This window comes from Alkalimonas delamerensis (genome assembly GCF_030717955.1).
GTDB lineage: Bacteria > Pseudomonadota > Gammaproteobacteria > Enterobacterales > Alteromonadaceae > Alkalimonas > Alkalimonas delamerensis.
The window spans coordinates 408,794-431,709 of the sequence record NZ_JAUZVY010000002.1; the positions used below are offsets into that span (position 1 = coordinate 408,794).

Consider the following 22,916-nt stretch of genomic DNA (forward strand, 5'->3'; position numbering starts at 1 on the left):
ATAAACCCCGCAGCCGGGGTTTATTCTAACCTGAAAAAGGGACCAAAATCAGTTTTGTTTCGGCGGCTCAGGGTTGGACAGCCGATACACGTAGGCGGTCAGAATATGCACCTTGTCCTCACCCAGAGTATGGCGGAAGGCTGGCATTTCACCAAAGCGGCCCTGCACCAGCGTTTCGGTAATATCGGCCGCTGAACCACCGTACAGCCAGATGTTGTTGGTCAGGTTTGGCGCGCCAAAGGGCAGGTTGTGCGCCACACTGCCTTTGCCATCAATGCCGTGGCAGGCTGCGCACATGCCAAACTGTGCTTTGCCGGCTTCGGCATCGCGCTGATTGACGGTACGACCCGACAAGCTCAGCACATAAGCCGTCATTTCGCGAACGCCTTGCTCGCCCAGCGCATCTTTGAAACCTGGCATGGCGGCTTTACGGCCATACAGCAAGGTTTCGCGGATTTTGTCCGGTGTGCCGCCCCACTGCCAATCGTTGTTGGTCAGGTTCGGAAAGCCGCGTTGGCCGCGGGCATCCGAGCCATGACACTGAGCACAGTTTTGCAGGAACAAACGCTGACCAATGCGCAGGGCATCTTCATCGTAGGCCAGATCCAGCACATCGCGCTCAGCAAACTGGCGGAACACCGGGCCATAGACTTCATCAGCGCGGGTCATCTCGCGGTCAAGCTGCACATTGAGACCCGCTTCACGGGCGGCAATCACCGCTTGCTCCGACTCTTCCAGCGACAAAATGCCCTGGTTGGAACTGGTCCACTTTAAAAAGCCTTGGTAATTGCCAAGACCAGGGTAGGCGGCCAGGTACAACAAGCCCCAGGCCAGAGTGGCGTAGAACATGTAAGTCCACCACTTTGGCAGCGGGTTGTTCAGCTCTGAGATGCCGTCGTGTTCATGGCCGGTGGTCTCGTCTTCGCTAACACCGACGTAGTTTTTCAGGTTCCAGGTAAGCAAAACAAAACAAATTACCAGAGTAACCAGTGTAAAAATAATGATCCAAGCGCTCCAGAAGCTACTCATGATCGGACTCCTGTTGTTGTTTTTGCGATGGCTTTGCTGGCTTTGGCTCGTCGTCAAACACCAGGTTTGCCGCCTCGTCAAAGTCTTTCTTCCTTCCTTTGCTGTAGGCCCAGATCACCAGGCCAACAAAGCCCACAAATAAGAGGACAGTAAGGACGGTATGCATTAAGGTTGCTGTTTCCATAGCCGTTACTTCAGGTGCGTGCCCAAGGATTGCAGGTAAGCAATCAGGGCTTCCATTTCAGTTTTACCACGAACGGCATCAGCTGCTCCTGCAATGTCCTCGTCGGTGTAAGGCACGCCCAGCATACGGAACACCTCCAGTTTGCGCGCAGTATGGCGGCCATCCAGTACCCGGTCGGCCAACCAGGGGTAGGCCGGCATATTGGACTGTGGCACCACCGAGCGTGGGTCCATCATGTGGGCATAGTGCCAGTCATCGCTGTAGCGTCCGCCGACCCGAGCCAGATCCGGCCCTGTCCGTTTGGAACCCCATAAATGCGGGTGCTCCCAGACATGCTCACCGGCCACCGAGTAGTGACCATAGCGCTCCACCTCTGAGCGGAATGGGCGGATCATCTGGCTGTGGCAGTTGTTGCAGCCTTCGCGGATGTAAATGTCACGGCCTTCCATTTCCAGTGCTGTGTAAGGGCGTAAGCCGTGCACCGGAGTGGTGGTTTCTTCCAGGTACATCAGCGGCGTGATTTGCACCAGGGTTCCGAAGCTGATGGCGATGATGGTGAAAATTCCCAGCAAGCCAACGCTTTTTTCAATTTTTTCGTGATGATTTTTATTCGACATTATTCGCTCCTCAGGCCACAGCTTCAGCAACAGGCTTCAGGGAGTGGTTCTCTGCACGCAGGGTTTTGTAGACGTTGTACGCCATCACAAACATCCCGGCCAACACGAAGACACCACCAACAAAACGCATCAGGTAAAACGGCATGGACGCCTCGACGCTTTCAACAAAGCTGTAAGTCAGGGTGCCGTCGGTGTTGACTGCGCGCCACATCATGCCCTGCATAATACCGGAGATCCACATGGCCACGATGTAAAGCACCACGCCAATGGTGTGCAGCCAGAAGTGGGTGTTGATCAATTGGATGCTGTACATCCGGCCTTGGTTAAAGAGGGCAGGAACCAGGTAATACATGGCACCGATGGAAATCATCGCAACCCAGCCCAAAGCACCGGAGTGCACGTGGCCTACGGTCCAGTCGGTGTAGTGCGATAAGGCATTGACCGATTTAATGGCCATCATCGGGCCTTCAAAGGTCGACATGCCGTAGAAAGACAGCGACACAATCAGGAAACGCAGAATAGGGTCGGTTTTCAGTTTATGCCAGGCACCGGACAAGGTCATGATGCCGTTGATCATGCCACCCCAGCTTGGAACAAACAGAATAACCGACATCACCATGCCCAGCGACTGAGTCCAGTCCGGCAAGGCGGTGTAGTGCAAGTGGTGCGGGCCGGCCCAGATGTACAGACCAATCAGCGCCCAGAAGTGCACAATGGACAAACGGTAAGAATAAACCGGGCGACCGGCTTGCTTCGGAACGAAGTAATACATCATACCCAGGAAGCCTGCTGTCAGCAGGAAGCCTACTGCATTGTGGCCGTACCACCACTGGATCATCGCATCCACAGCGCCAGAATAGATGGAGTACGACTTCCACAGGGACACCGGGATCACCATGTTGTTGACGATGTGCAGCACTGCGACGGTAATGATAAAGGCGCCGTAGAACCAGTTGGCCACATAGATGTGGCTGGTTTTACGCTTGACCAGGGTACCAAAGAACACCACCGCAAAGGCAACCCAGACGATGGCAATCAAAATGGCAATTGGCCACTCCAGCTCAGCGTACTCTTTGGACTGGGTAATGCCCAGCGGCAGGGTAATGGCCGCCAGCACGATCACCGTTTGCCAGCCCCAAAAGGTGAACATCGCCAGTTTTTCGGCAAATAAGCGTACCTGACAAGTTCGCTGCACCACATAGTAGGCCGTTGCCATCAAGGCACTGGTGCCGAAGGCAAAAATCACGGCATTGGTATGAAGGGGACGAAGTCGACTATAGGTCAACCAAGGAATGTCAAAGTTCAGCGCAGGCCAATACAATTGGGCTGCAAGAAGTACACCTACCGCCATACCCACAATGCCCCATAAGATGGTGGCAAGGGTAAAGAGACGGACAACGCTATAGTTGTAGTCAACTTCTAACGATTTAGTCTGGCTCATATCGAGTTCCACTGCAGTTTCGCTGGTTATACAGAATCCACTTTGGTAAGTGGCGCTTTTTTTATAGCCGGAGTCGGTCGTTGCGTCACTGCAATGTACCCACTCCGGGTTATTCTGCCTGCGGATGATAAAGAGTTCACTTTGCAAAAGAAAGCCGAATCCGCAGCTTTTATGATTTAGAACAAAGTCCTTGTTTACAAAGTAAACAAGTCGCGTCGGTCTTTGGTTGTTTTACCGCATTCAGGGTACACTGTCTGCCCTTATGATGATGCTGAGGTCTGGCTGGTTTCATGCGCACTTTTTCATGGCTGTGGTGGCCGCCCCTGGTTTTTTTTATGCTGCTTTTGACTGGCTGCCAGCCAAAGGAGCCGCTCGATGACAGCGAACAGTTGCTTTATGATAGCACAGGGCTGCGGCTTACTATAAATCCTGCCCATGTTCCGGTGGAATCTTTGTTGCGGCTGCGACTGAGCTCGGAGCAAAGTTTTGCTGCCATAACTGGTGAGATCAGCGGCGTCTCCATGTACATGGGGCGGATCCCCGTGCGTTTTGAAAAGCTGAGTGAAGGGAAGTGGCAGGCTGAATTTTTGCTGGGCGCTTGTACCGATCCCCAAATGCAGTGGCAGCTGCTGCTGCGGCTCACTGCAGCCGATGGCACTGAGCAGCTGATTCGGGCAGGCTTTCAAAGCAGTTGGCGCTAAAGCTGAAGAGTCAAGGGCTGAAGAGTCTAACGCTTTGAAGCTTGCTGCAAGACTCAGCGCGGCAGCAGGCGCTGCACCAGCTGCAAGGGCGCTGGCTTAGGGGTCAAACGCGCACTTTCAACACAGACAAAATCCAGATAACCCTCGTTCGGGACATCGGCCAGTGCCTGGCTTTTATCAGCACCCGGGTTCCACAAAATGGCGCTGTCATGGCCTTGTTGCTGCAGCTTGAGTTCAGTGGCGCCATCTTGCAAACGCAAAGTGGTTGCCGGTTGGCGGTAGATGCGGTCGGTTTCACCAAGAAGCACAGCCGGTTGGCCGGCCTTTTGTACCGTGCTGGCAGTGACTTTGTCATCATACCGCGGGCCAAGCCCATGCACTTTTAGCTGAGCCGGATCCTGACAACGAAAGTAACTGTGCAAGGCGGCCTGCTGATAGATGGCCTCATCGCAGCGCAGGGTGATTTCCAGCGCCTCAGCACTCAGCCGCAGCTGCAATTGCAGCTCGACCGGCTTGCGGTGCGGCACAGCTATCTGCTGCAAATCTGTCTGCGGCAAATCGCTGAAATGACTGTGCAGGCAGAGCAGGGCACTGTCGTCACGGCATTCCTGACTGTGAAGCTGCCACAGCCGGGTACGGGCCAAACCATGGCTGGGCTGAGCCGCGGCATCGGTAATCTGCGCCGGATCGGCCGGGCCAAACCAGGGCCAGCAGATGGGAATGCCACCGCGGATGGCTTTGCCCTGCCAACTGGCCATGGGCGACAGCCACAAGCGCTCGTCTGCCGGGACCGGTTGGTAGGACAACACCTGAGCGCCATACAGGCTGATCACCGCACTAGCCGCACCTGCCTGCAAACGGTAGCAAGGCAGGGTGCTTAAGTGGGCAAAGCCGGTGATGGCTTCAATGCGGCAGGGCATTGGGGCTTACTGCATCATTTGAACGGTGTTGTCCAGCATCCGGTTGCTGAAACCCCACTCGTTGTCGTACCAGGACATCACTTTGACCAGGCGGCGATTGACCCGGGTTTCGCTGGCATCAAAGATGGATGACATCGGGTTGTGGTTAAAATCAACCGACACCAACGGCAGATCATTGACCATCAGCGCTTCGCTCAAGGGTGCTGTGGCCGCCGCTTGACGAATAATGTCATTCACTTCGTCGACCGTGGTGGTGCGACCGGCAATAAAGCACAGGTCAACCAGCGACACGTTCAGGGTCGGCACCCGCACGGCCAGGCCATCAAACTTGCCTTGCAGCTCTGGCACCACCAAACCAACAGCCGCAGCGGCGCCGGTTTTGGTTGGGATCATCGACATGGCAGCAGCCCGGGCGCGGCGCACATCGGTGTGGTAAACGTCGCTTAAACGCTGGTCGTTGGTGTAGGCATGAATGGTGGTCATCAGGCCGGACTCAATGCCCAGTGCATCGTTCAAGGGTTTGGCGATGGGCGCCAGACAGTTGGTGGTGCAGGAGGCGTTGGAGATAATGGTCATGTCCGGGGTGATGATGTCATGGTTGACGCCATAAACAATGGTGGCGTCGACATTCTTGGCCGGTGCCGAGATAATGACTTTTTTAGCCCCGGCTTCCAGGTGAGCGCCAGCGCTGCTGCGATCGGTAAAGAGGCCGGTGCATTCGAGCACCACATCGACCTGCAGCTCTTTCCAGGGCAAGTTGGCCGGGTTGCGCTCGCTTAAAGTGCGGATTTCGTCCTGATTGACAAAGATGGCGCTGTCGGAATGTTCAACCTGGGCCGGAAAGATGCCGTGAGCTGTGTCATACTTCAGTAAGTGGGCATTGATGGCGGCATCGCCTAAATCATTGATGGCGACGATTTTAATATCGTACGACTTATTCGTTTCATACAAAGCCCGTAAAATATTACGGCCGATACGGCCAAAACCGTTGATAGCTACACGAATGGTCATAAAACACCCCTTGGTCAAATGGAATTTTGTAGTAAAATTACATTAATTTGCGAAATACTCAAGCGATAAATGCATCTGCATACGAATTCTTGTAATTAAATAACGCAAAAAGCCCGATTTCAAGGTATTCTCAGCATAGCAAAAGCTAAAAAACAAACACAGGACCAACGCCATGAACAAAGCGCTGATGCAACAGGCACTGGAGTTTGCCGGCATTGAAAGCAGTTACACCGACGCCTATGGCCAGCCACAGCAGGTGGAGGACAGCAGCCAACTTGCCTTATTAACGGCCCTGGGGCTGGATTGCTCGGATGAAGACAGTCTGACCGCTTCCATTCAGCAGCAACAAGCCCGCTGGTGGCAGCAGCCCTTGTTGCCGGTGTCGGTGCAGCAACAGGATCAGCCGCTGCATCTGGAGCTGCGTTTAGCCCTGAGTCAGGCCAACGAACCGATTTCGCTGAATCTGATCACCGAGGATGGCAAGCAGCAGCCCTTTTCGCTGACCCCCGTGGATGGCGAATTGCTGCAGGTGGTGCAGCAGCAGGAGCAGGAATTTCATCTGTACCAGCATGCCTTGCCGCAGCACCTGCCGCTTGGTTATCATCGGTTGCGCATTACCAGCCCGGCGGCGCTGCGCTGCGAGCAGTCGCTGATTGTCACGCCAGCCCAGTGCTACCAGCCCAGGACCTTTGCCGAGCAAAAGCAGTGGGGCGTCAGCATTCAGCTGTATGGGCTGCGCTCAGAGCGCAACTGGGGCATTGGCGATTTTACCGATTTGCAGCAGCTGCTCCGTGTGCTGGCAAAGCAAGGCGCGGACTTTGTTGGCTTAAACCCCATTCATGCGCTTTATCCGGCGATGCCGGAGCATGCCAGTCCCTACAGCCCGTCGTCGCGTCGCTGGCTCAATTGCAGCTACCTGGATGTGACGGCCATGCCCGGTTATCAGCAGTCTGTTGAGTGCCAGCAGTGGGTTGGTCGTGCAGACTTTCAGCAGCAACTCAAGGAACAGCGCAGCCGCGACTGGGTCGATTACAGCGCCGTGATGGCGCTGAAATTGCCGGTACTGAAGCTGCTGCATCAGTGGTTTTGCCAGCACGGCGATGCAGCCTTGCAAGCCGACTACAGCCGTTTTAAAGACGACGGTGGCGAAAGCTTGCAGCAGCAAGCGCTGTACGATGCGCTTCATGCCGAGCTGTACCAGCAGGACCCGCAGCACTGGGGCTGGCCCAATTGGCCAGAAGACTACCGCCGGCCCGATTCCGCTGCAGTGAAGGCCTTTCGCAAGCAGCATGCCGAAGCGCTGGATTTTTACTGCTATTTGCAATTTTGCGCCGACCAGCAGTTGGCCAGGGCTCAGGCGGTGGCCAAAGAGGCCGGGATGCTGCTGGGCATTTACCGCGATCTGGCGGTGGGCGTCAGTGAGGCCTCGATGGAGATCTGGGCCAACCCCGACTTGTATTGCCGCGATGCCAGCGTTGGGGCGCCACCGGATCCGCTGGGACCACAAGGCCAAAACTGGGGCTTGCCGCCGATGTCGCCCTGGCAGCTCTTTCAGCAGGGTTACCGGCCTTTTATTGACCTGTTACGGAGCAATATGCAGCATGCTGGTGCACTGCGCATCGATCATGTGATGGCGCTGCTGCGGTTGTGGTGGGTGCCCAACAGTGCTGCCGATGCCCGTGGCGGGGCCTATGTCTATTACCCCATTATGGATTTGCTGGGGATCCTGGCGCTGGAAAGCCAGCGCCAGCAGGTGGTGGTGATTGGCGAGGATCTTGGCACCGTGCCGGATGGGATCCGCGATTTGCTGACTCAGCATGGCGTGTATTCCTACCGGGTGTTTTTCTTTGAGCAAGCTCAGGATGGTGGTTTTATTTCACCGGCGCATTACCCGGAGCAGGCGCTGGCCACGCTTTGCACCCACGATTTACCGACGCTGATTGGCTTTTGGCACTGCGATGATTTAAAACTGGGCCAGCAGCTGGGTCTGTACCCGGATGAAGCGCAGTTGCAGCAATTGTTTGAACAGCGTCACCGCAACAAGCAGCGGATCTTAGACTCCTTGCATGGTCATGGCGCGCTACCTACCGATTACCCGCGTCAGGTCGAGCAGGTTGGGATGGAGCCGGTGCTGGCCCGGGCCTTGCAACTGCATCTGGCCAAAGGTCACAGCCAGCTGCTGAGTTTGCAACTGGAAGACTGGATGCAGATGACCCAGCCGGTCAATGTGCCTGGAACCAGCGACGAATACCCGAACTGGCGCCGCAAGCTCAGCCAGACGCTGGAGCACTGGCAGCAGGACCCGGCCCAGCAGGATTTGATGCAGCAACTTACTCAGGCCAGACGCGACTGGCTGTACAGTTAGCCCTAGCAGGCACAGGCTCCGCGAAACGGCGCGGAGGCCGTGTCAGGATGGATAACAATCAATACAAAGGATACAGGATGACAAAAGCGGACGATTTAGCGGCAGTACGTTGTGCCCAGCCTTTTGCCTTGCTGGGCTGGCAGCCAAATCTGGTGGCAGGGAAGCAAAAAGGCTGGCTGATTCGTTGTTATCTGCCCGATGCCAGCCAGGTTGAAGTCATCGAGCAGCAAAGTGGTAAACTGCTGGGCCAGTGCGCGCCAAGCGCCGAGCTGCCGGGCTTGTTTGAGCTCTGTTTGCCGCGTAAACGCAAAACCAGCCTCTACCGCTTGCGGGTGCGCTATGCCGAGGGCTGGCAGGAGTTGTTCGACCCCTACCAATTCCAGCAGCAGGCTTATCATGCGGTGCACTTTGTGCACACGGAGCCACAAAACCTGTACCGTCAGCTGGGCGCGCAGCGCATCCGGCTCGAAAGCGGCAAAACAACGCTCAATGCCATCCGTTTTGCGGTCTATGCCCCCAACGCCAGCAGTGTCAGCCTGATAGGCGACATGAACCATTGGGACGGTCGCCGTCATCCAATGCAAAAAACCGATTGTGGCCACTGGGTGCTGGTGATGCCAGAGCTGGATGTTGGCGTGCGCTACAAATACGAAATTAAAGACAGCCGGGGGCATCTGCTGCCGCACAAGGCCGATCCGCTGGGCTTTTTTGCCGATCAGTATCCTTCCCATGCCTCGCGGGTGTACGATCACGGTCAGTACTCTTGGCAAGATCAGGCATGGCGCGAGCGCAAAGCCGCTTCGCCGTATCAGGCACCCATCAGCATTTACGAGGTGCATCTGGGCTCCTGGCGGCGCGACGAGGACAACCAGCCACTCAGTTACCTTGAGCTGAAAGAGCAGCTGATCCCTTACTTGCTCCAAATGGGCTACACCCATCTGGAGCTGTTGCCGGTGATGGAGCATCCTTTTGATGGCTCCTGGGGTTATCAGCCGGTTGGGCTTTTTGCCCCCAGCTCACGGTTTGGCAGCCCGGATGAATTTAAAGCCCTGATCGACGCCTGCCATCAGGCCGGGATCGGCGTCATTCTGGATTGGGTGCCGGCCCATTTCCCGGACGATGGCCATGGTCTGGCCCGTTTTGACGGCAGCGCCTTGTACGAGTACGAAGATCCGCGCCGTGGCTGGCACCCGGACTGGAATTCCTGCATTTACGATTTTGGCAAAGACACAGTGCGGCAGTTTTTGCTGGCCAGCGCCCTGTACTGGTTCGAACACTTTCACATTGATGGCATCCGGGTCGATGCAGTCGCTTCGATGCTGTACTGGGATTACTCGCGCAAAGCCGGCGAGTGGGTGCCCAATGTCGATGGCGGCAACCACAACTACGAGGCCATCAGTCTGTTGCAGTGGCTGAATACCGAAATTTACCGCCATTTCCCGCAGGCGCTGACCATCGCCGAGGAGTCCACCTCCTTTGCCGGGGTGTCCCGGCCGGTCGATCAGGGAGGCCTTGGTTTTGGCTTTAAATGGAACATGGGCTGGATGAACGACAGCCTGCGCTACATGCACAAGGATCCGGCTTACCGCAAGTTTCACCACGACGACCTGACCTTTGCCATGGTCTATCACTACAACGAGAACTTTGTGCTGTCGCTGTCGCACGATGAAGTGGTGCACGGCAAGGGCAGCCTGCTGCACAAGATGCCGGGCGACGAATGGCAGCAAGCCGCCAATGTCCGGGCCTACATTGCTTACATGTTTGCCCATCCGGGCAAAAAGCTGCACTTTATGGGCATGGAGCTGGCGCAGGCGGCCGAATGGAGCCATCAGCGCAGTCTGGACTGGCACCTGCTCGAATTTGACAAACACCGCGGCGTGCAGCAGCTGTTTCGCGATCTGAACCACCGCTACCGGGAGCAGCGCCCCTTGCATCAGTTGGATTACGATCCGGCTGGTTTTGGCTGGCTGGATCACACCGATGCCGAGCATTCGGTGCTAAGCTTTTACCGGCAAGACAGCGCCGGGGAGCGGGTCTATGTGGTCTGCAACTTTACTCCGGTTCCGCGTAACCAATACCAGCTGGGTGTGGCCGCGGCAGGAGACTACGAGGTGATTCTGAATACCGATAGCCAGTACTACTGGGGCAGCAACTTTGATGTTGGCAGCCACTTGCAGGCCAGCGCAACACCGCATCAGGGCCAGGATGCCAGTCTGGTGCTGGCTATACCGCCGCTGGCCACCCTCTACCTGCGACGCCGGAGTCCGGCATGAGCCTGCAGGTGCCGTTGCTGAAACTGTCTCATGGCCGGCCCAGACCGCTGGGCCCAAGCCGGGACAGCGATGGTCGCTGGAACTTTGCCGTGTACGCCCCGGAAGCCGAGGCGCTGACGCTCTGGCTGTTTCAGCCCGATACCGAAGAGCCGATTGCCGAGCTGGCCTTTACTGGCCGCACCGGCGATGTCTGGCATCTGAGCGTGAGCGGCATTGAGCAAGGCACCCTGTACGCCCTGGCCGCAGCGGGCAGCCACCGGCCGCAGGACGGCCATTATTTTGATGCTGAGCGCCTGCTGATCGATCCCTACTGCAAACAGCTGAACCGGCCGCAGCGCTTTCAGGCGCATTTGTACCAGCAAAAAAGCCCGCTTTTTATCAGCAAAGGGGTGCTTTGCGATGCACCCTTTGACTGGCAAGGGGTAACCAAGCCGCAGATCCCCGCCGAGCAAACCCTGATTTACGAAGCCCACGTTAAGGGCCTGACCATGCTGCACCCGGAGGTGCCGGAGGAGTTACGCGGTACCTATCTGGGGCTGTGCCACCCGGCCATTATTGCGCATCTAACCAAGCTGGGCGTCACCAGCATTCAGTTGTTGCCGGTGGCCAGCTTTATGAGCGAGCCGAGGCTCGAAGCGCTGAAACTGACCAATTACTGGGGCTACAACCCGGTCAATTTCTTCGCGCCCGATCCGCGCTACCAACAGCGCGATGCGGTGCAGGAATTTAAGACCATGGTGCGCACCTTTCACCAGCATGGCATCGAGGTCATTCTGGATGTGGTCTTTAACCACAGTGCCGAAGCGGGCGACGATGGCCCGGTGCTGAGCTTCCGCGGCCTGGCCAACCGGCAGTACTATCTGTTTCACAACCATGCCGATGTCACCGATTACCAGAGTTACTGCAATTTTACCGGCTGCGGCAATACCCTGAATCTGGCGCATGCCGCCACCCAGCAATTGGTGATGGATGCGTTGCGCTACTGGCTGACCGAGATGCAGGTCGATGGCTTTCGCTTCGATTTGGCGGTGACGCTGGGCCGTGAGCACAAGCGCTTTAATCCTTATGCGGCTTTTTTTCAAATCATTGCCCAGGATCCGGTGATTTCCAGCGCCAAGCTGATTGCCGAGCCCTGGGACGTCGGCCCCTTTGGCTACCATCTGGGCCAGTTCCCGGCTCATTGGGCCGAGCTGAACGACAAATGCCGCGACAGCTTTCGCGCCTTTTGGCGGGGCAATAAAGGCACCCTAGCGGAATTTACCACCCGGCTGCTGGGCTCGCGCGATATCTTCCAAAAACACCGGATGCCCAGCAGTTGCAGCGTCAACTACCTCTGCTACCACGATGGCTATACCTTGCAGGATTTGGTCAGTTACCAGCAAAAGCACAATTGGCTTAACGGCGAGGAAAACCGCGACGGCCATGGCCACAACCTCAGCAGCAACCATGGGGTTGAAGGCCCAAGCCGGGATCCGGCGGTGGTGGCGGCGCGCTACCAGCACAAACGCAACCTGGTGGCGACCTTGCTGCTCAGCCAGGGCATGATCCACTGGCTGGGCGGGGACGAGCTAAGCCACAGCCAGCGGGGCAACAACAACGCCTACTGCCAGGACAACGACATCAGCTGGCTGCACTGGCAACTGGACAGCGATCAGAAAGACTTTTTGCAGTTTGTGCAGCAAATGATGGCGCTGCGTAAGCGCTTTTCCTGCTTGCAGCAGTTGTCGTTGCTGGACGAGCACTACCAACTGCATGGCGATAAGCACCAGGTGCAGTGGTACCTGCCAAGCGGTGAGCTGAAACAAAGCCACGACTGGCACGATCCGGAGCGCTCCTGCTGCTTGTTCAGCATTCAAAACACCCGCAGCGGCGAGACTTTGCTGTTTGTGTTTAATGCCGCCCAGCAGGCGCAACCCATTCAACTGCCAGCAGGGGACTGGTGCCAGTTGTTCGACACCGCCCACAACAAAGGCCTGCTGCAAGCCCCCAACCAGCTCCACGGCCAGTACCAACAACCTGCTTTTAGTGTTTCTTTGTGGCAGTTGCTTAGCGCTGAGTGAGTGGCGCTAAGCAACTGCCAAAAGGTGGATCGATTACCAGTGGTTGGTTAAACTTCTGTGATCCAGTTACTTGCAAGGAAAATCCCTGCTTTTCTCACCATACACTCTCTGCTTTGTTATTAAGTTGTTGATTTAGTGAGGTGGGTTCGCTAGATTAAGTGGATAGGAAAAAGATAGAAGGGAAAATCCCGTGGGGAAAGAAGGGATTTTCCAAACTATTAAGCTGTTAAGCACGATGGCACCAGCTAATGGAGATCAAGACTTTGCAAGCCCCATGTTGTGCTAAAGAAATTGAGTTTGAGACCGTTCTGAGTATTACTGAGTGGGCTTCGAACGTGCCGCAGTGGGACTTTTGGCAATGGAATTATTATCGGTGTCCTCATTGCCAAACACCGTCTTGGTTTGGGTATAACGGTGAGGGCGGATGGTTGGGCATTTATGGGGCTGCTCCGGTAGCTGATTTGATTCCAATTTCCCGCGTCGAGGGGATGCCCCCACCAAAAATTGGCGTGGATTCAGTCGCCTTTCAATATCGTGGCGTGGGCTATGAAATTCATCGCGGAAAGTATTACTGGAAAAATGCTTAACAATCGCAGGCACAGCGACGGCTTTTCCGCTGCGGCTGCGCCTTCACTACAAAGCCGCGCGTGCTGCGGGCGTTAGATTCAAAGGAGAGTAAGACACACATGAATCTATTAAGAGAGAGTTTGGATCTTGATGAGCTTTTCGGTAAGGACAGGGCTCAAGAAGATTCAAATCTTGAGAAGTATTTCGTAAAAACAAAACAGTACCAAGAAATATACTCTGGAAACAAAGAGCTAGTTCTTGGAAGGAAAGGGGCAGGTAAGTCTTCTTTGTTCTCAATACTAGGGAAAGAACTCCCACGTGCTGGGAAAATTGTCGTTTCAGTTTCCCCGAAGGGTGAAGACTATGTACAGATAAAACAAAACGTCCAAAAATATATGGATATATCTTTGGATGAGGATTTTAAATACGCACTAGTTTGGAAGGATTTCATAATTTCCGAGTTATCTCTGGCTATAATTGAAAAAACAGAAACTCCAGAACTAAAAAAGTATCTCAAAGAAAACGGAAAGGTTGATGATTCATTTGCAGTAAGGTTTACAAAATCTATTTTTAAGGTGTTTGGTGATGCAAATTTGAAGGCGAAAGCTGGAGATATGGAGGTTGGTTTTAATATCAACTTCTCAGAGCTATTTTCAGTCATGAATTCACCTGACCTAAAAAAAGTAAAAGAAGAAATTGAATCTGCTGTATCCAAAAATGAATTCTTTGTTTTGTTTGATAATCTCGATGAGCCATGGAAAAACAATAAGGAGATGAACTCATGGCTTAGAGGCCTCATCCTATCAATGAGGCAACTAAAGAGAGATTTTAATAACTTGAAATTGGTTTCATTTCTGAGGAATGATATATTCGACGAAATTTCAAAGGGCAGTGATCTTTTCGACTCAAGAAGTGAAATAACAAGAATTAGCTGGGTTGATGATAACAATTACAGTCTAAAGAAGCTGTTGGCTACTCGAGTTGCTGTATATTTCGATAGAAAAAAACCATCAACTCTAAATGAGTTTGATGATCTTTGGAAATTGATTTTTCCGGAAAAAGTTAATTTTAAGTCTGGCAAATGGATTTGGGCGAGTAAGTATGTAATTGATAGAACTTTTTCAAGACCAAGAGAGTTTTTGCAATTTTGTCGCTTGGCTATAGAAAAGTCTCGTTCAAAAAACATTCCCGTTCCATATGATTCAATCATATCTGCCTCGAGAGAGTTCAGCGATTGGAAATTGAGCGATTTGGTAGGCGAGCATTCAAAAACATATACCAATATAGACGCTTGCATTCTAAGTAGCGCAGGAGCAACTGATCGCTCATGGAAAGCATCTCATCAAAAACTAATAAAGCATTTCGATGAGACCGAAGATGACCAAAAGATATTTAGTCTTTCCGACGATAGATACCTTAACTCAGTAGATACTGTTAAGTTTCTACATAAGTGTGGTTTCTTAAGGCAAGTAATAGGTAAGGATAAAAAAAGATTTCTAACATACGAGGATGAAAATTTTTTCAATCCAAAGTCAGCAACATTCGATGTGCATCCTGCCTTTCGAAACAAACTGTCCACGCATGGTTGAATCTAACAAGAAAATGTTGTTGGACGTCAACTGCTACGCTCCTTCGTCGCTTTGCAGTTGCCGCCACAAATTTAAGCGTTAGCTGAAAGAGAGAATCATGGAAGCTGTAGCATTAAATAAAGTCGTAGCGCTATTCATTGTTTACCTTGTTGCTGGTTTGATTCCTATTATTGGAGTTGCGTCATCTAAAAAGGTAAGTCGATATGACTGTTTAGCTTGGGGTGGTTTGCTAATTTATCTGGCGGCTTTCATGCTTGTTCCGTTAACTGAACTTCAAAGCATGATTGGTGTGTATGTCCAGCACGGGTGTGAGTTCGATATGGCAATGCGTGAGTGTGGCAGGCAACTTACTGTAACTGATTTTAGTGACCTTATATTATTCAAACAGTACATATTATTGCTCACTTTTATTTTTACCTTTGCTATTGGCGGTACTGGTATAAATTTATTTAGTCAAGGGGTTGCAGGTCGGGGCTCATTTATATCTGAGGAGGCTGAGCGTAAATTTACGATGTGGCTAACCAGAATAGAAAAGAACCAAAAGGTTATGTTTTACATGCTGCTGCTTTCAATACTATTGTCGGTCGTATCGTTGTTTACAGTGGGCATTGTAATTAAGTTCATCAGCTAACACATATGAGCCCACTCTAAATTCGGGGTCAGATAAAAATTTTTAAATTCGGGGTCAGATAAAAATTTTGATCGATTTTGAAAATTAAATTCGGGGTCAGAACAAAATTTTGGCTCTACTCTGTTAAGCCAGCCTAAAGGGGCTGCGGCCCCTTATCTTGCTTTGCTGCAGCAACAAGGTCAACTAATGAGTCAATTCAACATACGCGTTCTGAAGCCCAAAGACTGGCCCTTGTACAAACAGATCCGGCTGGCTTCTTTGCAAGAGTCACCGGATGCCTTTGGCTTAACCTACCAGCAAGCGCTGTTGCTGCCAGACGCGGATTGGGCTTCGCTGCTGAATTCAACATCCGATGGGGCCTTATCCCTGCCTTTGGTCGTAGACATGAACCAGGAAATGGTCGCTTTAGCATGGGGGCTGATCCCAGCTAATAAGGATGTGGCCCACATTTACCAAATGTGGGTAGCGCCCAAAGCCAGAGGCAAGGGGATTGCCATTGCATTGCTGGATGAACTAAAAGCCTGGGCGCTAGCGAAGCAGTGCAAATCGCTTCAGTTGTCGGTGACCACAACCAACAGCGCTGCTGTTGGCTTGTACCATCGGTATGGGTTTCAAGCTGCAAGCAAGCAGCAAGCCTTGCAGCCAGACTCCGCATTGGTGGTGCAAAGCATGCAGTTGCCACTGAACCATGCGGCCTGACGCAGTGCAGTATTTGTTTTGCCGGTCCATCCATCTTCTATACTAAGGCTGAGCAACCCCCACAGGCTGACGCTTTGCAGCAGAGCGCCATGTGAATCAGCATTTTCGAATTCAAAACGGCAGAGCGCATCGTTGAAAAATAAGCAGAACAATTGCTATCAAAAACGTGCTCGTTGGACGCTCGACTCACAACAAGTTGTTCGCGTTTGTGGTGGGTTTTAGCCCGTTTGAAAGCTTGCTATGCTCAGAGTGATAGAATAGTATCACTTTGGTGTTTCTTTGGAGCAGCTCAAATGAAAGTAGAACTCGTGACATCACTAAAACGGCAGGCCACCAAGATCCTTGCCGATCTTCATGATACGAAAGAGCCAGTATTGATAACTGAGCACGGAAAGCCGTCAGCTTACCTTATTGATGTGGATGATTATGAATTTATGCAAAATCGTTTAGCGATCCTTGAAGGCATTGCTCGTGGCGAACGAGCTCTAGCGGATGGCAAAGTGGTCAGCCATCAAGATGCTAAGGACAGAATGTCAAAATGGTTGAAATAATTTGGACGGAGCCAGCTCTATCCGATCTGAATGATATTGCTGAATACATTGCACTTGAAAATGTCGTAGCTGCTAAACAACTGGTGCAAACAGTTTTTACAAAAGTTGAACCTTTGGCCGATTTTCCAGATTCTGGGCGCGTCCCATCAGAACTAGAACACCTCAATTATCGTGAAGTCGTTATAAGTCCGTGCCGTGTTTTCTACAAGAATGATGATGAAAAGGTTCATATTCTTTTTGTTATGCGTGCGGAGCGAGATTTGCGTCGGTTTATGCTAATGAAACAGTTGGTATAGTAAAAAACGGCTGACACACCCGCGCTAATAAACAAATTTTATCGCCAGCAAAAAACGCTGGCTGCGACGTCAACCCGCTGCGTCTTCCGCGCTATATTTGGGCGCTAAATTTTTTGCTCACCCTTGAAGATTATGCTGTAATACATTGTAGTCGTTCAACGCGAGGGTCACAGTCATGAGCGTCACCACAGTCCGCCTTCAAGCAGAAGTTGAACAGCATCTGGAAGCAATCGCCAGCAGGCTGCACCGCAGCAAAGGCTGGGTTATCAACCAGGCGTTGTTGGAATACATAGAAAAGCAGCAGCTTGAGCAAGAGCGCTGGAAACAAACGTTAGAGGCAATGGAGTCTGCTGCTCAAGGCAAGGTTGTTGATGCCAGCGAGGTTCACAGTTGGCTTAATAGCTGGGGATCTGAAAACGAGCAAGATGCGCCGAGGTCAGGTAAGTGAAGCTGGTTTACACCGTCGAAGCCATTGACGATTTGAAACGTCTTAGGGAGTTCGTTGCGGTGCACAGCCCGTCGGCGGCAGCCAGAATTCCCCAAAATGGGTGCGCCAGTTCAAATGGCACCGGTGCCTGACTCTGTTCGAGATATGGTTTTCGGAAAATACGTCGTTCGATATTCAGTTCATGTCAGTGCCATCATTATTCTCCGAGTGTGGCATGGCTTTGAGGGTGAACGATAGACTTTATGCGGACAAAAAGAACAGAAAACTATAAAGCCATGCTGCAGGCCGTCGCCGGCGGCTTAATCTTTGCTGTGGTGGTGCTGCTGCCATTTTTACTGTTGCCCAAAGGCATTGCCTGGCTCGTGGCTGCGCTGCTGTTACTGCCGCTGATTCCTGTACTTGAAAGCTTGCTATTAACACCGCTTTACCGCTTAAACGGTCGCTTTGTGTATTACTCAACAACGCTTTTTGTGACCCGTTCAGACAAAGGCCTGCAGTTGCATGCCGGCACCTTGTACGATTATCTCACTTTACTTCGCCGGCATCGGTTGGGTCGCACAATGCAGCGCAAATTAACCCATCAGTTGTTGCAAGGCCTGCTGGGACTCTGTGATGACATCGCGCAAGGCTATATTCCACCAGACACCGTTGTCAGCGCCACCAGTTACTTTTTCAGCGACCGTAGCGCCAGCAGGCTAGGCTTTAGTGCCGCTGATGTCTCAGTGACTGAACGTTTCAACCTAATGACAGCGGCGCTTAGCCTGGCAGTTCGATTAAGCATCAGCAAAGGCCGTGTCAGCTGGCCAGACTTAAACAAAATAAGGCAAATGCAGACGACAGCCGCAAACCTGTTGGCGCACAGGGCGACAATAGAGCGTTTATTACCATCACCAGCAAAGTAACTCCGTTGCGCCTATTATCAAGGAGCTTGAACAGGCCAGGCATAACTGGGTGCCGATCCTCCCGTTAAATCTGGACTTGATGCCATCAGCCTAAGCCTTGCTGAGTCAGATTTACCACCACTGCTTTAGACAAACTACGAGCCAACTACAAGCCCTAAAGACGGTATCGCACCCTGTCGTGGTTTGGCATATCGCAGTACAGTGTGCCACGAATCGCACGATTGACCTGAATGCTTTTTGAGACACCACTTCGCAACTGATTTTGTGTCGCTGCAAGATTCACGCAATCACGGTTGTTGGGACGGCACACTCGGATGTTGGCACCGTTGTAGGTCATTTCGGTGGCGACACTGCGGGTCGGCCGGCCTTGCTCAGCGATGCTCACTGTTTGGGTGTAATCCCGCAGCAACGAAAAGCCAACCGATTCGGCGGCCCGCCAACTGCCGCCATAGTAGCCTTCGCCGTCTTGCAACACACACTGAACGATGTCACCAGGCCTGGCATTTGCCATCATCTCTTGATAACGTTGCTGCTCTGCACGCTCCAGCTCGGCTCTGTGCCTTGCCGCCTTTGCCCGTTGTGCTTGTTCGGCCTGATCTAACCGAGCCTGGCGCTCACGCGCATCAAGCTGCTGTTGTGGTGACAGTTGGTTCCACTCGTCTTCGGTCATGCCAAGGGGGTAGTTGGCACAGGCCGCGATGAAAGAAATGCTAGCAAGCAGCAAGCTAACGCGCATAAGAGACTGCATGGTTCATCCTTGATCGAAAGGGAGGACTCTGTTGGCGCAATATGTTACATATACCCCCTACAAGTGCAAGGGTAAATACGTTTTGAAAATCATCACACTAGCTTCTGTAGTATTCTGTGCGGCTATGTTCAGCCCATTTTCTTCCACTCAGGCGCAGCAGCCAACAGCCTTGGATCTGGCTGAACTCTTGATTCAGGGCGCCAGCGCAGACGAGATTTTCAGCCGTGCTGTTGGTGCCAATATTCGGGTTGAGCCCGAATACCTGGGCGTTCGGTTTTACAACACCGACAGCAACACCGAACTGGCCGATGATGAAATTGGTGCCTTGATGGGGCCGGTTCGTCAGGATGGAGCTTACCAGGTCATCGCCATGGCGTTGGCTTTGTCGGGCGATCGTCTGGGCTTTAGCCAAAGCCAGCTTGAACGATTAGTCGATGCGGCTTTTATTGCCAGCATGCGACGACCACCGGCGCATATTTCCATTGAGTTTTATGACACCCGTGTTGGGCCTACCGGCGAAGGCGGTGGCCCATCTGGCCGTGTACCCGACACCCTGTACAGCGAAGCGCAGGTGAAAGCCACCGAGCCTGAGTCGGATCCTTTCAAGCAAGCGATTGAAAAAAGCCGGCAGCTTGTGACGAGCCTGATGCCAGCGACGGATGCTGAGTTTCTTCAGCTGCTGGGTGCTTTGGGGGTTCAAAGCGAACGACGGGATGGGCATGTTGCCTTGCCTGCAATGGCGGCTGCCCGCTCTACCGAAGGGCTGGAGCAGATTTTGGTTGCAAAACGTACAGAGCTTGAAGCTCAATTTGACGTTCAGTTTATCGAACAGATTGACGGCCGTATTGTGGAGCCAGAGCCCGGCGTCTATCTGATGATTCAGGTGGGCTATTATCTGGGGCAAGAGGAAAGGCTGGCGGAGCTGGAACGTGAAATGGACGCGGTGTTTTACCCATAGAGCGCCAAGGTGAACGCGAGCACCGGGCAGGGGGCTTGTCCCATGCGCCTGGTGCTGAGCTTGCTCCTTGGCAACAACTGCCAGGCAAGACGTCATAGGAACCAGCCATCCGGGCATTGGCCAAAGACGAAGACTGCATTTATCCCACGAACTTGCTATACTTCGCGCCGATTTCCTTCGGTGAATTAGGACACTTCATGTCAGAATCAGTGAGTCTGTGCGATATCGGCTTTGTTGGAGCCGGCGTTATGGGTAAAAACCTTATCCTTAATCTGGCCGACAACGGCTACCGGGTTGCTGCCTTTGATCTGGACCATCAGCGTCTGGAAGCCTTGTTGGCGCAGGATGCCGCCGAGCGTGGCAACCAAGCCCCCCGGGTGGTGGCTTGCAGTTCCTACACCGAACTTCTGGGGCGGCTGAGTGCGCCGCACCTGATCGTACTGTCGGTGCCAGCCGGTAAACCGGTTGATGACATCTGCCACAAACTGATCGATGCCGGCATTCAGGCCGACGACATCGTGGTCGATACCGGCAACAGCCTCTGGACCGACACCGTCGAGCGCGAAAAGTCCTACGAAGGCAAGTTTATCTTCTTTAGCACCGCCGTCTCTGGCGGCGAAGAAGGGGCCCGCTTTGGCCCCTCGCTGATGCCAAGCGGCGATCCTTACGCCTGGACCCGCATCAAGCCGGTGTGGCAGGCGATTGCTGCCAAGGTCGATCCGGCCAGCGGCAAACCCATCGAGCGCAAAATCCCCGGCCAGCCGGTCAAAGAAGGCGAACCTTGTGCAACCTACATTGGCCCAACCGGCTCCGGTCATTACGTCAAAATGGTGCACAACGGCATTGAATACGCCGACATGCAGCTGATCTGCGAAGCCTACCAGGTGATGCGCGATCAACTGGATATGAATCCACAGGACATTGCCGGTGTCTTTAAAGCCTGGAATCAAGGCATTTTAAACAGCTATCTGATGGAAATCAGTGCCGAAGTGCTGGCCACCAGCGACTCCGAAACCGGCTTGCCGCTGGTGGATGTGATTCTGGATAAAGCAGGCCAAAAAGGCACCGGTCTTTGGACCGCGGTCAGCAGTTTGCAGCTGGGCAGCCCGGCACCGAGCATTGCTGAAGCCGTTTATGCCCGCTCTTTGTCGGCATTAAAAGCCGAGCGGGTCAAAGCCTCCAGCGTGCTGGCCGGGCCTAGCCCGCAATTGCTGGACGATGCCCAAAAGCAAGCCCGGGTCGAGGCGCTGCACGATGCGCTCTACTGCGCCAAAGTCTGCGTCTATGCGCAAGGGTTTCATTTGATGAAAACCGCTGCCGCAGAGCAGGGCTGGGAGCTGAACTTTGCCGAAATCGCCAAAATCTGGCGGGCTGGCTGCATTATCCGGGCGGTGTTTTTGCAATCCATCACCGAAGCCTACCAGCGCAATGAAGAGCTGGCCAACCTGCTGGTCGACCCGTTTTTTGCCAAGCAAATTTCCGGTTTCCAGCAGCACTGGCGTCAGGCCGTGGCCAATGCCACCCTGGCCGGCATTCCGGTACCGGCGCTGAGCTCGGCGCTCAGTTATTACGATGCTTACCGCACAGCGGTGTTGCCTGCCAACCTGCTGCAAGGGCAGCGTGACTTCTTCGGTGCCCATACCTTTGAGCGTACCGACCAGCCCAAAGGCAAAAGCTTCCATGTGCTGTGGAGCGATGCTGGCCGGCCGATGACGAGGATCAAATAATGTCTGTAACTCTGGGAACCCCCGGCACGGCCAGTGCCACCAAGGTGTTGTTGCTGGGCAGCGGTGAGCTGGGCAAAGAGCTGTGCATTGAGCTAAAACGCTACGGCTGCGAAGTCATAGCGGTGGATCGCTACCCCAATGCCCCGGCCATGCAGGTGGCCGATAAGGCGGTGGTGATTTCAATGCTGAATAACGCCGCGTTGCGCCAACTGGTGATCAAAGAAAAGCCGACCTTTATTGTGCCGGAGCTGGAAGCCATTGCCACCACCGAATTGATTGAACTGGAGCAAGCCGGTTTTACCGTGGTGCCCAGCGCCCGTGCTGCCAACCTGACGATGAACCGCGAAGGGATCCGCCGGTTGGCTGCTGAAGAGCTCAAACTACCGACTTCGGCGTATCGCTTTGCCCAGGACCGCGCCAGCTTTGATGCCGCTGTTGCTGCCATTGGTTACCCCTGTGTGGTCAAGCCCATTATGTCCTCTTCCGGCAAAGGCCAGACCGTAGTGAAAAGCGACGCCGATCTGGACCGCGCCTGGGCCTATGCCCAGGAAGGTGGCCGGGCCGGCAAAGGCCATGTCATCGTGGAAGGCTTTGTTGATTTTGATTACGAAATCACCCTGCTGACGGTGCAATCGGTCAGTGGCATTCAGTTTTGTCAGCCGATTGGGCACCGCCAGGAAGATGGCGATTACCGCGAAAGCTGGCAACCGCAGGCGATGTCGGAAGCGGCCCTGGAAAAATCCCGTCAGTTTGCCCGTCAGGTGGTGCAGGCCCTCGGCGGCCATGGCATCTTTGGTGTTGAGCTCTTTATCAAGGGCGACGACGTCTGGTTCAGCGAAGTCTCGCCACGGCCGCACGATACCGGCCTGGTGACCTTAATTTCGCAGCAGTACAGTGAGTTTGCTTTGCATGCCCGCGCCATTTTGGGCTTGCCGATTCCGCACATTCGCCAGTACGGCCCGGCCGCGTCGGCTGTGCTCTTGGTGGAAGGCCAGAGTGAGGACATCCGGTATCAGGGGCTGGCGGAGGCTTTGGCGGAACCCGATACCGAGCTGCGCCTTTTTGGCAAACCGGAAGTGCAGGGCAAACGCCGGATGGGCGTAGCGCTGGCGCTGGCCGATGACATCGAAACAGCCATTGCTAAGGCCTGCCAGAGCGCAGCAGCCATCCAGACCCGGTTGTACGGTTAAGTCTGAGCT

General features: G+C 53.6%; 22 protein-coding genes and 1 pseudogene. 16 read left to right on the top strand and 7 right to left on the bottom strand.

The features are described from left to right. Positions 1-48: 48 nt before the first annotated feature. From ccoP to ccoN, 4 genes are read right to left on the bottom strand one after another with little or no spacing between them, the layout of a single operon-like run. On the bottom strand, positions 49-1,029 hold the full coding sequence (gene ccoP / locus Q3O59_RS06270; RefSeq protein ID WP_305944759.1) for a cytochrome-c oxidase, cbb3-type subunit III: 981 nt from the start codon (positions 1,027-1,029) through the stop codon (positions 49-51). Beyond that, positions 1,022-1,213, bottom strand: coding sequence for a cbb3-type cytochrome oxidase subunit 3 (locus Q3O59_RS06275; protein ID WP_305944760.1), 192 nt, complete (start codon positions 1,211-1,213; stop codon positions 1,022-1,024). Before Q3O59_RS06275 ends, ccoP begins: the two co-directional genes overlap by 8 nt. A 5-nt stretch (positions 1,214-1,218) precedes the next feature. After that, positions 1,219-1,830: a cytochrome-c oxidase, cbb3-type subunit II gene (gene ccoO / locus Q3O59_RS06280; protein ID WP_228590835.1), complete on the bottom strand. Its 612-nt coding sequence runs from the start codon at positions 1,828-1,830 to the stop codon at positions 1,219-1,221. A gap of 10 nt (positions 1,831-1,840) precedes the next feature. Continuing rightward, entirely contained in the window at positions 1,841-3,271 is a 1,431-nt protein-coding gene (ccoN, locus tag Q3O59_RS06285) for a cytochrome-c oxidase, cbb3-type subunit I (RefSeq protein ID WP_305944761.1), read from the bottom strand. 335 nt (positions 3,272-3,606) lie between these two features. Here ccoN and Q3O59_RS06290 point away from each other — a divergent pair, with 335 nt between their 5' ends. Continuing rightward, positions 3,607-3,972, top strand: coding sequence for a hypothetical protein (locus Q3O59_RS06290; protein ID WP_305944762.1), 366 nt, complete (start codon positions 3,607-3,609; stop codon positions 3,970-3,972). A gap of 53 nt (positions 3,973-4,025) precedes the next feature. Here the strand turns inward: Q3O59_RS06290 and Q3O59_RS06295 are convergent, their stop codons facing one another. Together Q3O59_RS06295 and gap are read right to left on the bottom strand one after the other, a co-directional pair. Next, positions 4,026-4,892 carry a D-hexose-6-phosphate mutarotase gene (locus Q3O59_RS06295; RefSeq protein ID WP_305944763.1) on the bottom strand — a complete coding sequence of 289 codons (867 nt, stop codon included), beginning with the start codon at positions 4,890-4,892 and terminating at the stop codon, positions 4,026-4,028. A 6-nt stretch (positions 4,893-4,898) separates the two neighbouring features. Next, positions 4,899-5,903 (bottom strand): type I glyceraldehyde-3-phosphate dehydrogenase, encoded by a 1,005-nt coding sequence (gene gap / locus Q3O59_RS06300; RefSeq protein ID WP_305944764.1) that lies wholly within the window; start codon positions 5,901-5,903, stop codon positions 4,899-4,901. Positions 5,904-6,075: 172 nt separating this feature from the next. Between gap and malQ the strand changes: the two genes are divergently transcribed. From malQ to Q3O59_RS06360, 12 genes and pseudogenes are all read left to right on the top strand, one after another. Next, on the top strand, positions 6,076-8,268 hold the full coding sequence (gene malQ, locus Q3O59_RS06305) for a 4-alpha-glucanotransferase (RefSeq protein WP_305944765.1): 2,193 nt from the start codon (positions 6,076-6,078) through the stop codon (positions 8,266-8,268). Positions 8,269-8,345: 77 nt separating this feature from the next. After that, positions 8,346-10,541, top strand: a complete 2,196-nt coding sequence (glgB, locus tag Q3O59_RS06310) for a 1,4-alpha-glucan branching protein GlgB (RefSeq protein WP_305944766.1) — start codon at positions 8,346-8,348, stop codon at positions 10,539-10,541. Further along, positions 10,538-12,601: a glycogen debranching protein GlgX gene (gene glgX, locus Q3O59_RS06315; protein ID WP_305944767.1), complete on the top strand. Its 2,064-nt coding sequence runs from the start codon at positions 10,538-10,540 to the stop codon at positions 12,599-12,601. The genes glgB and glgX overlap by 4 nt, the downstream gene beginning before the upstream one ends. A 248-nt stretch (positions 12,602-12,849) precedes the next feature. After that, complete coding sequence (locus Q3O59_RS06320; protein ID WP_305944768.1) at positions 12,850-13,188, top strand: hypothetical protein; 339 nt, start codon at positions 12,850-12,852, stop codon at positions 13,186-13,188. A 99-nt stretch (positions 13,189-13,287) separates the two neighbouring features. Beyond that, on the top strand, positions 13,288-14,757 hold the full coding sequence (locus Q3O59_RS06325; protein ID WP_305944769.1) for a P-loop ATPase, Sll1717 family: 1,470 nt from the start codon (positions 13,288-13,290) through the stop codon (positions 14,755-14,757). 97 nt (positions 14,758-14,854) lie between these two features. Next, positions 14,855-15,388 carry a hypothetical protein gene (locus Q3O59_RS06330; RefSeq protein ID WP_305944770.1) on the top strand — a complete coding sequence of 178 codons (534 nt, stop codon included), beginning with the start codon at positions 14,855-14,857 and terminating at the stop codon, positions 15,386-15,388. Between the two features lie 186 nt (positions 15,389-15,574). Continuing rightward, a complete protein-coding gene (locus Q3O59_RS06335) occupies positions 15,575-16,087 on the top strand; it encodes a GNAT family N-acetyltransferase (RefSeq protein WP_305944771.1) in 513 nt (170 codons plus the stop codon). A 293-nt stretch (positions 16,088-16,380) separates the two neighbouring features. Beyond that, the gene (locus tag Q3O59_RS06340; protein WP_000861987.1) at positions 16,381-16,638 is read left to right on the top strand and encodes a type II toxin-antitoxin system Phd/YefM family antitoxin; all 258 of its coding nucleotides are present in this window, start codon (positions 16,381-16,383) and stop codon (positions 16,636-16,638) included. Further along, positions 16,626-16,934 (top strand): type II toxin-antitoxin system RelE/ParE family toxin, encoded by a 309-nt coding sequence (locus Q3O59_RS06345; protein WP_305944772.1) that lies wholly within the window; start codon positions 16,626-16,628, stop codon positions 16,932-16,934. Before Q3O59_RS06340 ends, Q3O59_RS06345 begins: the two co-directional genes overlap by 13 nt. Positions 16,935-17,109: 175 nt before the next feature. Then, the gene (locus tag Q3O59_RS06350; RefSeq protein WP_305944773.1) at positions 17,110-17,382 is read left to right on the top strand and encodes a CopG family ribbon-helix-helix protein; all 273 of its coding nucleotides are present in this window, start codon (positions 17,110-17,112) and stop codon (positions 17,380-17,382) included. Next, positions 17,379-17,619: pseudogene (locus Q3O59_RS06355) on the top strand (type II toxin-antitoxin system RelE/ParE family toxin). The gene Q3O59_RS06350 and the pseudogene Q3O59_RS06355 overlap by 4 nt, the downstream one beginning before the upstream one ends. 5 nt (positions 17,620-17,624) lie before the next feature. Beyond that, positions 17,625-18,284: a hypothetical protein gene (locus tag Q3O59_RS06360; protein WP_305944774.1), complete on the top strand. Its 660-nt coding sequence runs from the start codon at positions 17,625-17,627 to the stop codon at positions 18,282-18,284. Between the two features lie 154 nt (positions 18,285-18,438). Here Q3O59_RS06360 and Q3O59_RS06365 read toward each other — a convergent pair whose 3' ends face one another. Then, entirely contained in the window at positions 18,439-19,032 is a 594-nt protein-coding gene (locus Q3O59_RS06365; RefSeq protein ID WP_305944775.1) for a hypothetical protein, read from the bottom strand. A 124-nt stretch (positions 19,033-19,156) separates the two neighbouring features. On the opposite strand from Q3O59_RS06365, the gene Q3O59_RS06370 reads away from it, so the two are divergent. From Q3O59_RS06370 to purT, 3 genes are all read left to right on the top strand, one after another. Next, positions 19,157-19,990, top strand: coding sequence for a hypothetical protein (locus Q3O59_RS06370; protein ID WP_305944776.1), 834 nt, complete (start codon positions 19,157-19,159; stop codon positions 19,988-19,990). A 197-nt stretch (positions 19,991-20,187) separates the two neighbouring features. After that, on the top strand, positions 20,188-21,717 hold the full coding sequence (gnd, locus tag Q3O59_RS06375) for an NADP-dependent phosphogluconate dehydrogenase (protein ID WP_305944777.1): 1,530 nt from the start codon (positions 20,188-20,190) through the stop codon (positions 21,715-21,717). After that, positions 21,717-22,907: a formate-dependent phosphoribosylglycinamide formyltransferase gene (gene purT, locus Q3O59_RS06380; protein ID WP_305944778.1), complete on the top strand. Its 1,191-nt coding sequence runs from the start codon at positions 21,717-21,719 to the stop codon at positions 22,905-22,907. Before gnd ends, purT begins: the two co-directional genes overlap by 1 nt. Positions 22,908-22,916: the final 9 nt, after the last annotated feature.

What these genes read in the sequence shown, in the direction of transcription:
- ccoP (WP_305944759.1), bottom strand. Translation starts at nt 1,029, where the DNA reads ATGAGTAGCTTCTGGAGCGCTTGGATCATTATTTTTACACTGGTTACT.
- Q3O59_RS06275 (WP_305944760.1), bottom strand. Translation starts at nt 1,213, where the DNA reads ATGGAAACAGCAACCTTAATGCATACCGTCCTTACTGTCCTCTTATTT.
- ccoO (WP_228590835.1), bottom strand. Translation starts at nt 1,830, where the DNA reads ATGTCGAATAAAAATCATCACGAAAAAATTGAAAAAAGCGTTGGCTTG.
- ccoN (WP_305944761.1), bottom strand. Translation starts at nt 3,271, where the DNA reads ATGAGCCAGACTAAATCGTTAGAAGTTGACTACAACTATAGCGTTGTC.
- Q3O59_RS06290 (WP_305944762.1), top strand. Translation starts at nt 3,607, where the DNA reads ATGCTGCTTTTGACTGGCTGCCAGCCAAAGGAGCCGCTCGATGACAGC.
- Q3O59_RS06295 (WP_305944763.1), bottom strand. Translation starts at nt 4,892, where the DNA reads ATGCCCTGCCGCATTGAAGCCATCACCGGCTTTGCCCACTTAAGCACC.
- gap (WP_305944764.1), bottom strand. Translation starts at nt 5,903, where the DNA reads ATGACCATTCGTGTAGCTATCAACGGTTTTGGCCGTATCGGCCGTAAT.
- malQ (WP_305944765.1), top strand. Translation starts at nt 6,076, where the DNA reads ATGAACAAAGCGCTGATGCAACAGGCACTGGAGTTTGCCGGCATTGAA.
- glgB (WP_305944766.1), top strand. Translation starts at nt 8,346, where the DNA reads ATGACAAAAGCGGACGATTTAGCGGCAGTACGTTGTGCCCAGCCTTTT.
- glgX (WP_305944767.1), top strand. Translation starts at nt 10,538, where the DNA reads ATGAGCCTGCAGGTGCCGTTGCTGAAACTGTCTCATGGCCGGCCCAGA.
- Q3O59_RS06320 (WP_305944768.1), top strand. Translation starts at nt 12,850, where the DNA reads ATGGAGATCAAGACTTTGCAAGCCCCATGTTGTGCTAAAGAAATTGAG.
- Q3O59_RS06325 (WP_305944769.1), top strand. Translation starts at nt 13,288, where the DNA reads ATGAATCTATTAAGAGAGAGTTTGGATCTTGATGAGCTTTTCGGTAAG.
- Q3O59_RS06330 (WP_305944770.1), top strand. Translation starts at nt 14,855, where the DNA reads ATGGAAGCTGTAGCATTAAATAAAGTCGTAGCGCTATTCATTGTTTAC.
- Q3O59_RS06335 (WP_305944771.1), top strand. Translation starts at nt 15,575, where the DNA reads ATGAGTCAATTCAACATACGCGTTCTGAAGCCCAAAGACTGGCCCTTG.
- Q3O59_RS06340 (WP_000861987.1), top strand. Translation starts at nt 16,381, where the DNA reads ATGAAAGTAGAACTCGTGACATCACTAAAACGGCAGGCCACCAAGATC.
- Q3O59_RS06345 (WP_305944772.1), top strand. Translation starts at nt 16,626, where the DNA reads ATGGTTGAAATAATTTGGACGGAGCCAGCTCTATCCGATCTGAATGAT.
- Q3O59_RS06350 (WP_305944773.1), top strand. Translation starts at nt 17,110, where the DNA reads ATGAGCGTCACCACAGTCCGCCTTCAAGCAGAAGTTGAACAGCATCTG.
- Q3O59_RS06360 (WP_305944774.1), top strand. Translation starts at nt 17,625, where the DNA reads ATGCGGACAAAAAGAACAGAAAACTATAAAGCCATGCTGCAGGCCGTC.
- Q3O59_RS06365 (WP_305944775.1), bottom strand. Translation starts at nt 19,032, where the DNA reads ATGCAGTCTCTTATGCGCGTTAGCTTGCTGCTTGCTAGCATTTCTTTC.
- Q3O59_RS06370 (WP_305944776.1), top strand. Translation starts at nt 19,157, where the DNA reads ATGTTCAGCCCATTTTCTTCCACTCAGGCGCAGCAGCCAACAGCCTTG.
- gnd (WP_305944777.1), top strand. Translation starts at nt 20,188, where the DNA reads ATGTCAGAATCAGTGAGTCTGTGCGATATCGGCTTTGTTGGAGCCGGC.
- purT (WP_305944778.1), top strand. Translation starts at nt 21,717, where the DNA reads ATGTCTGTAACTCTGGGAACCCCCGGCACGGCCAGTGCCACCAAGGTG.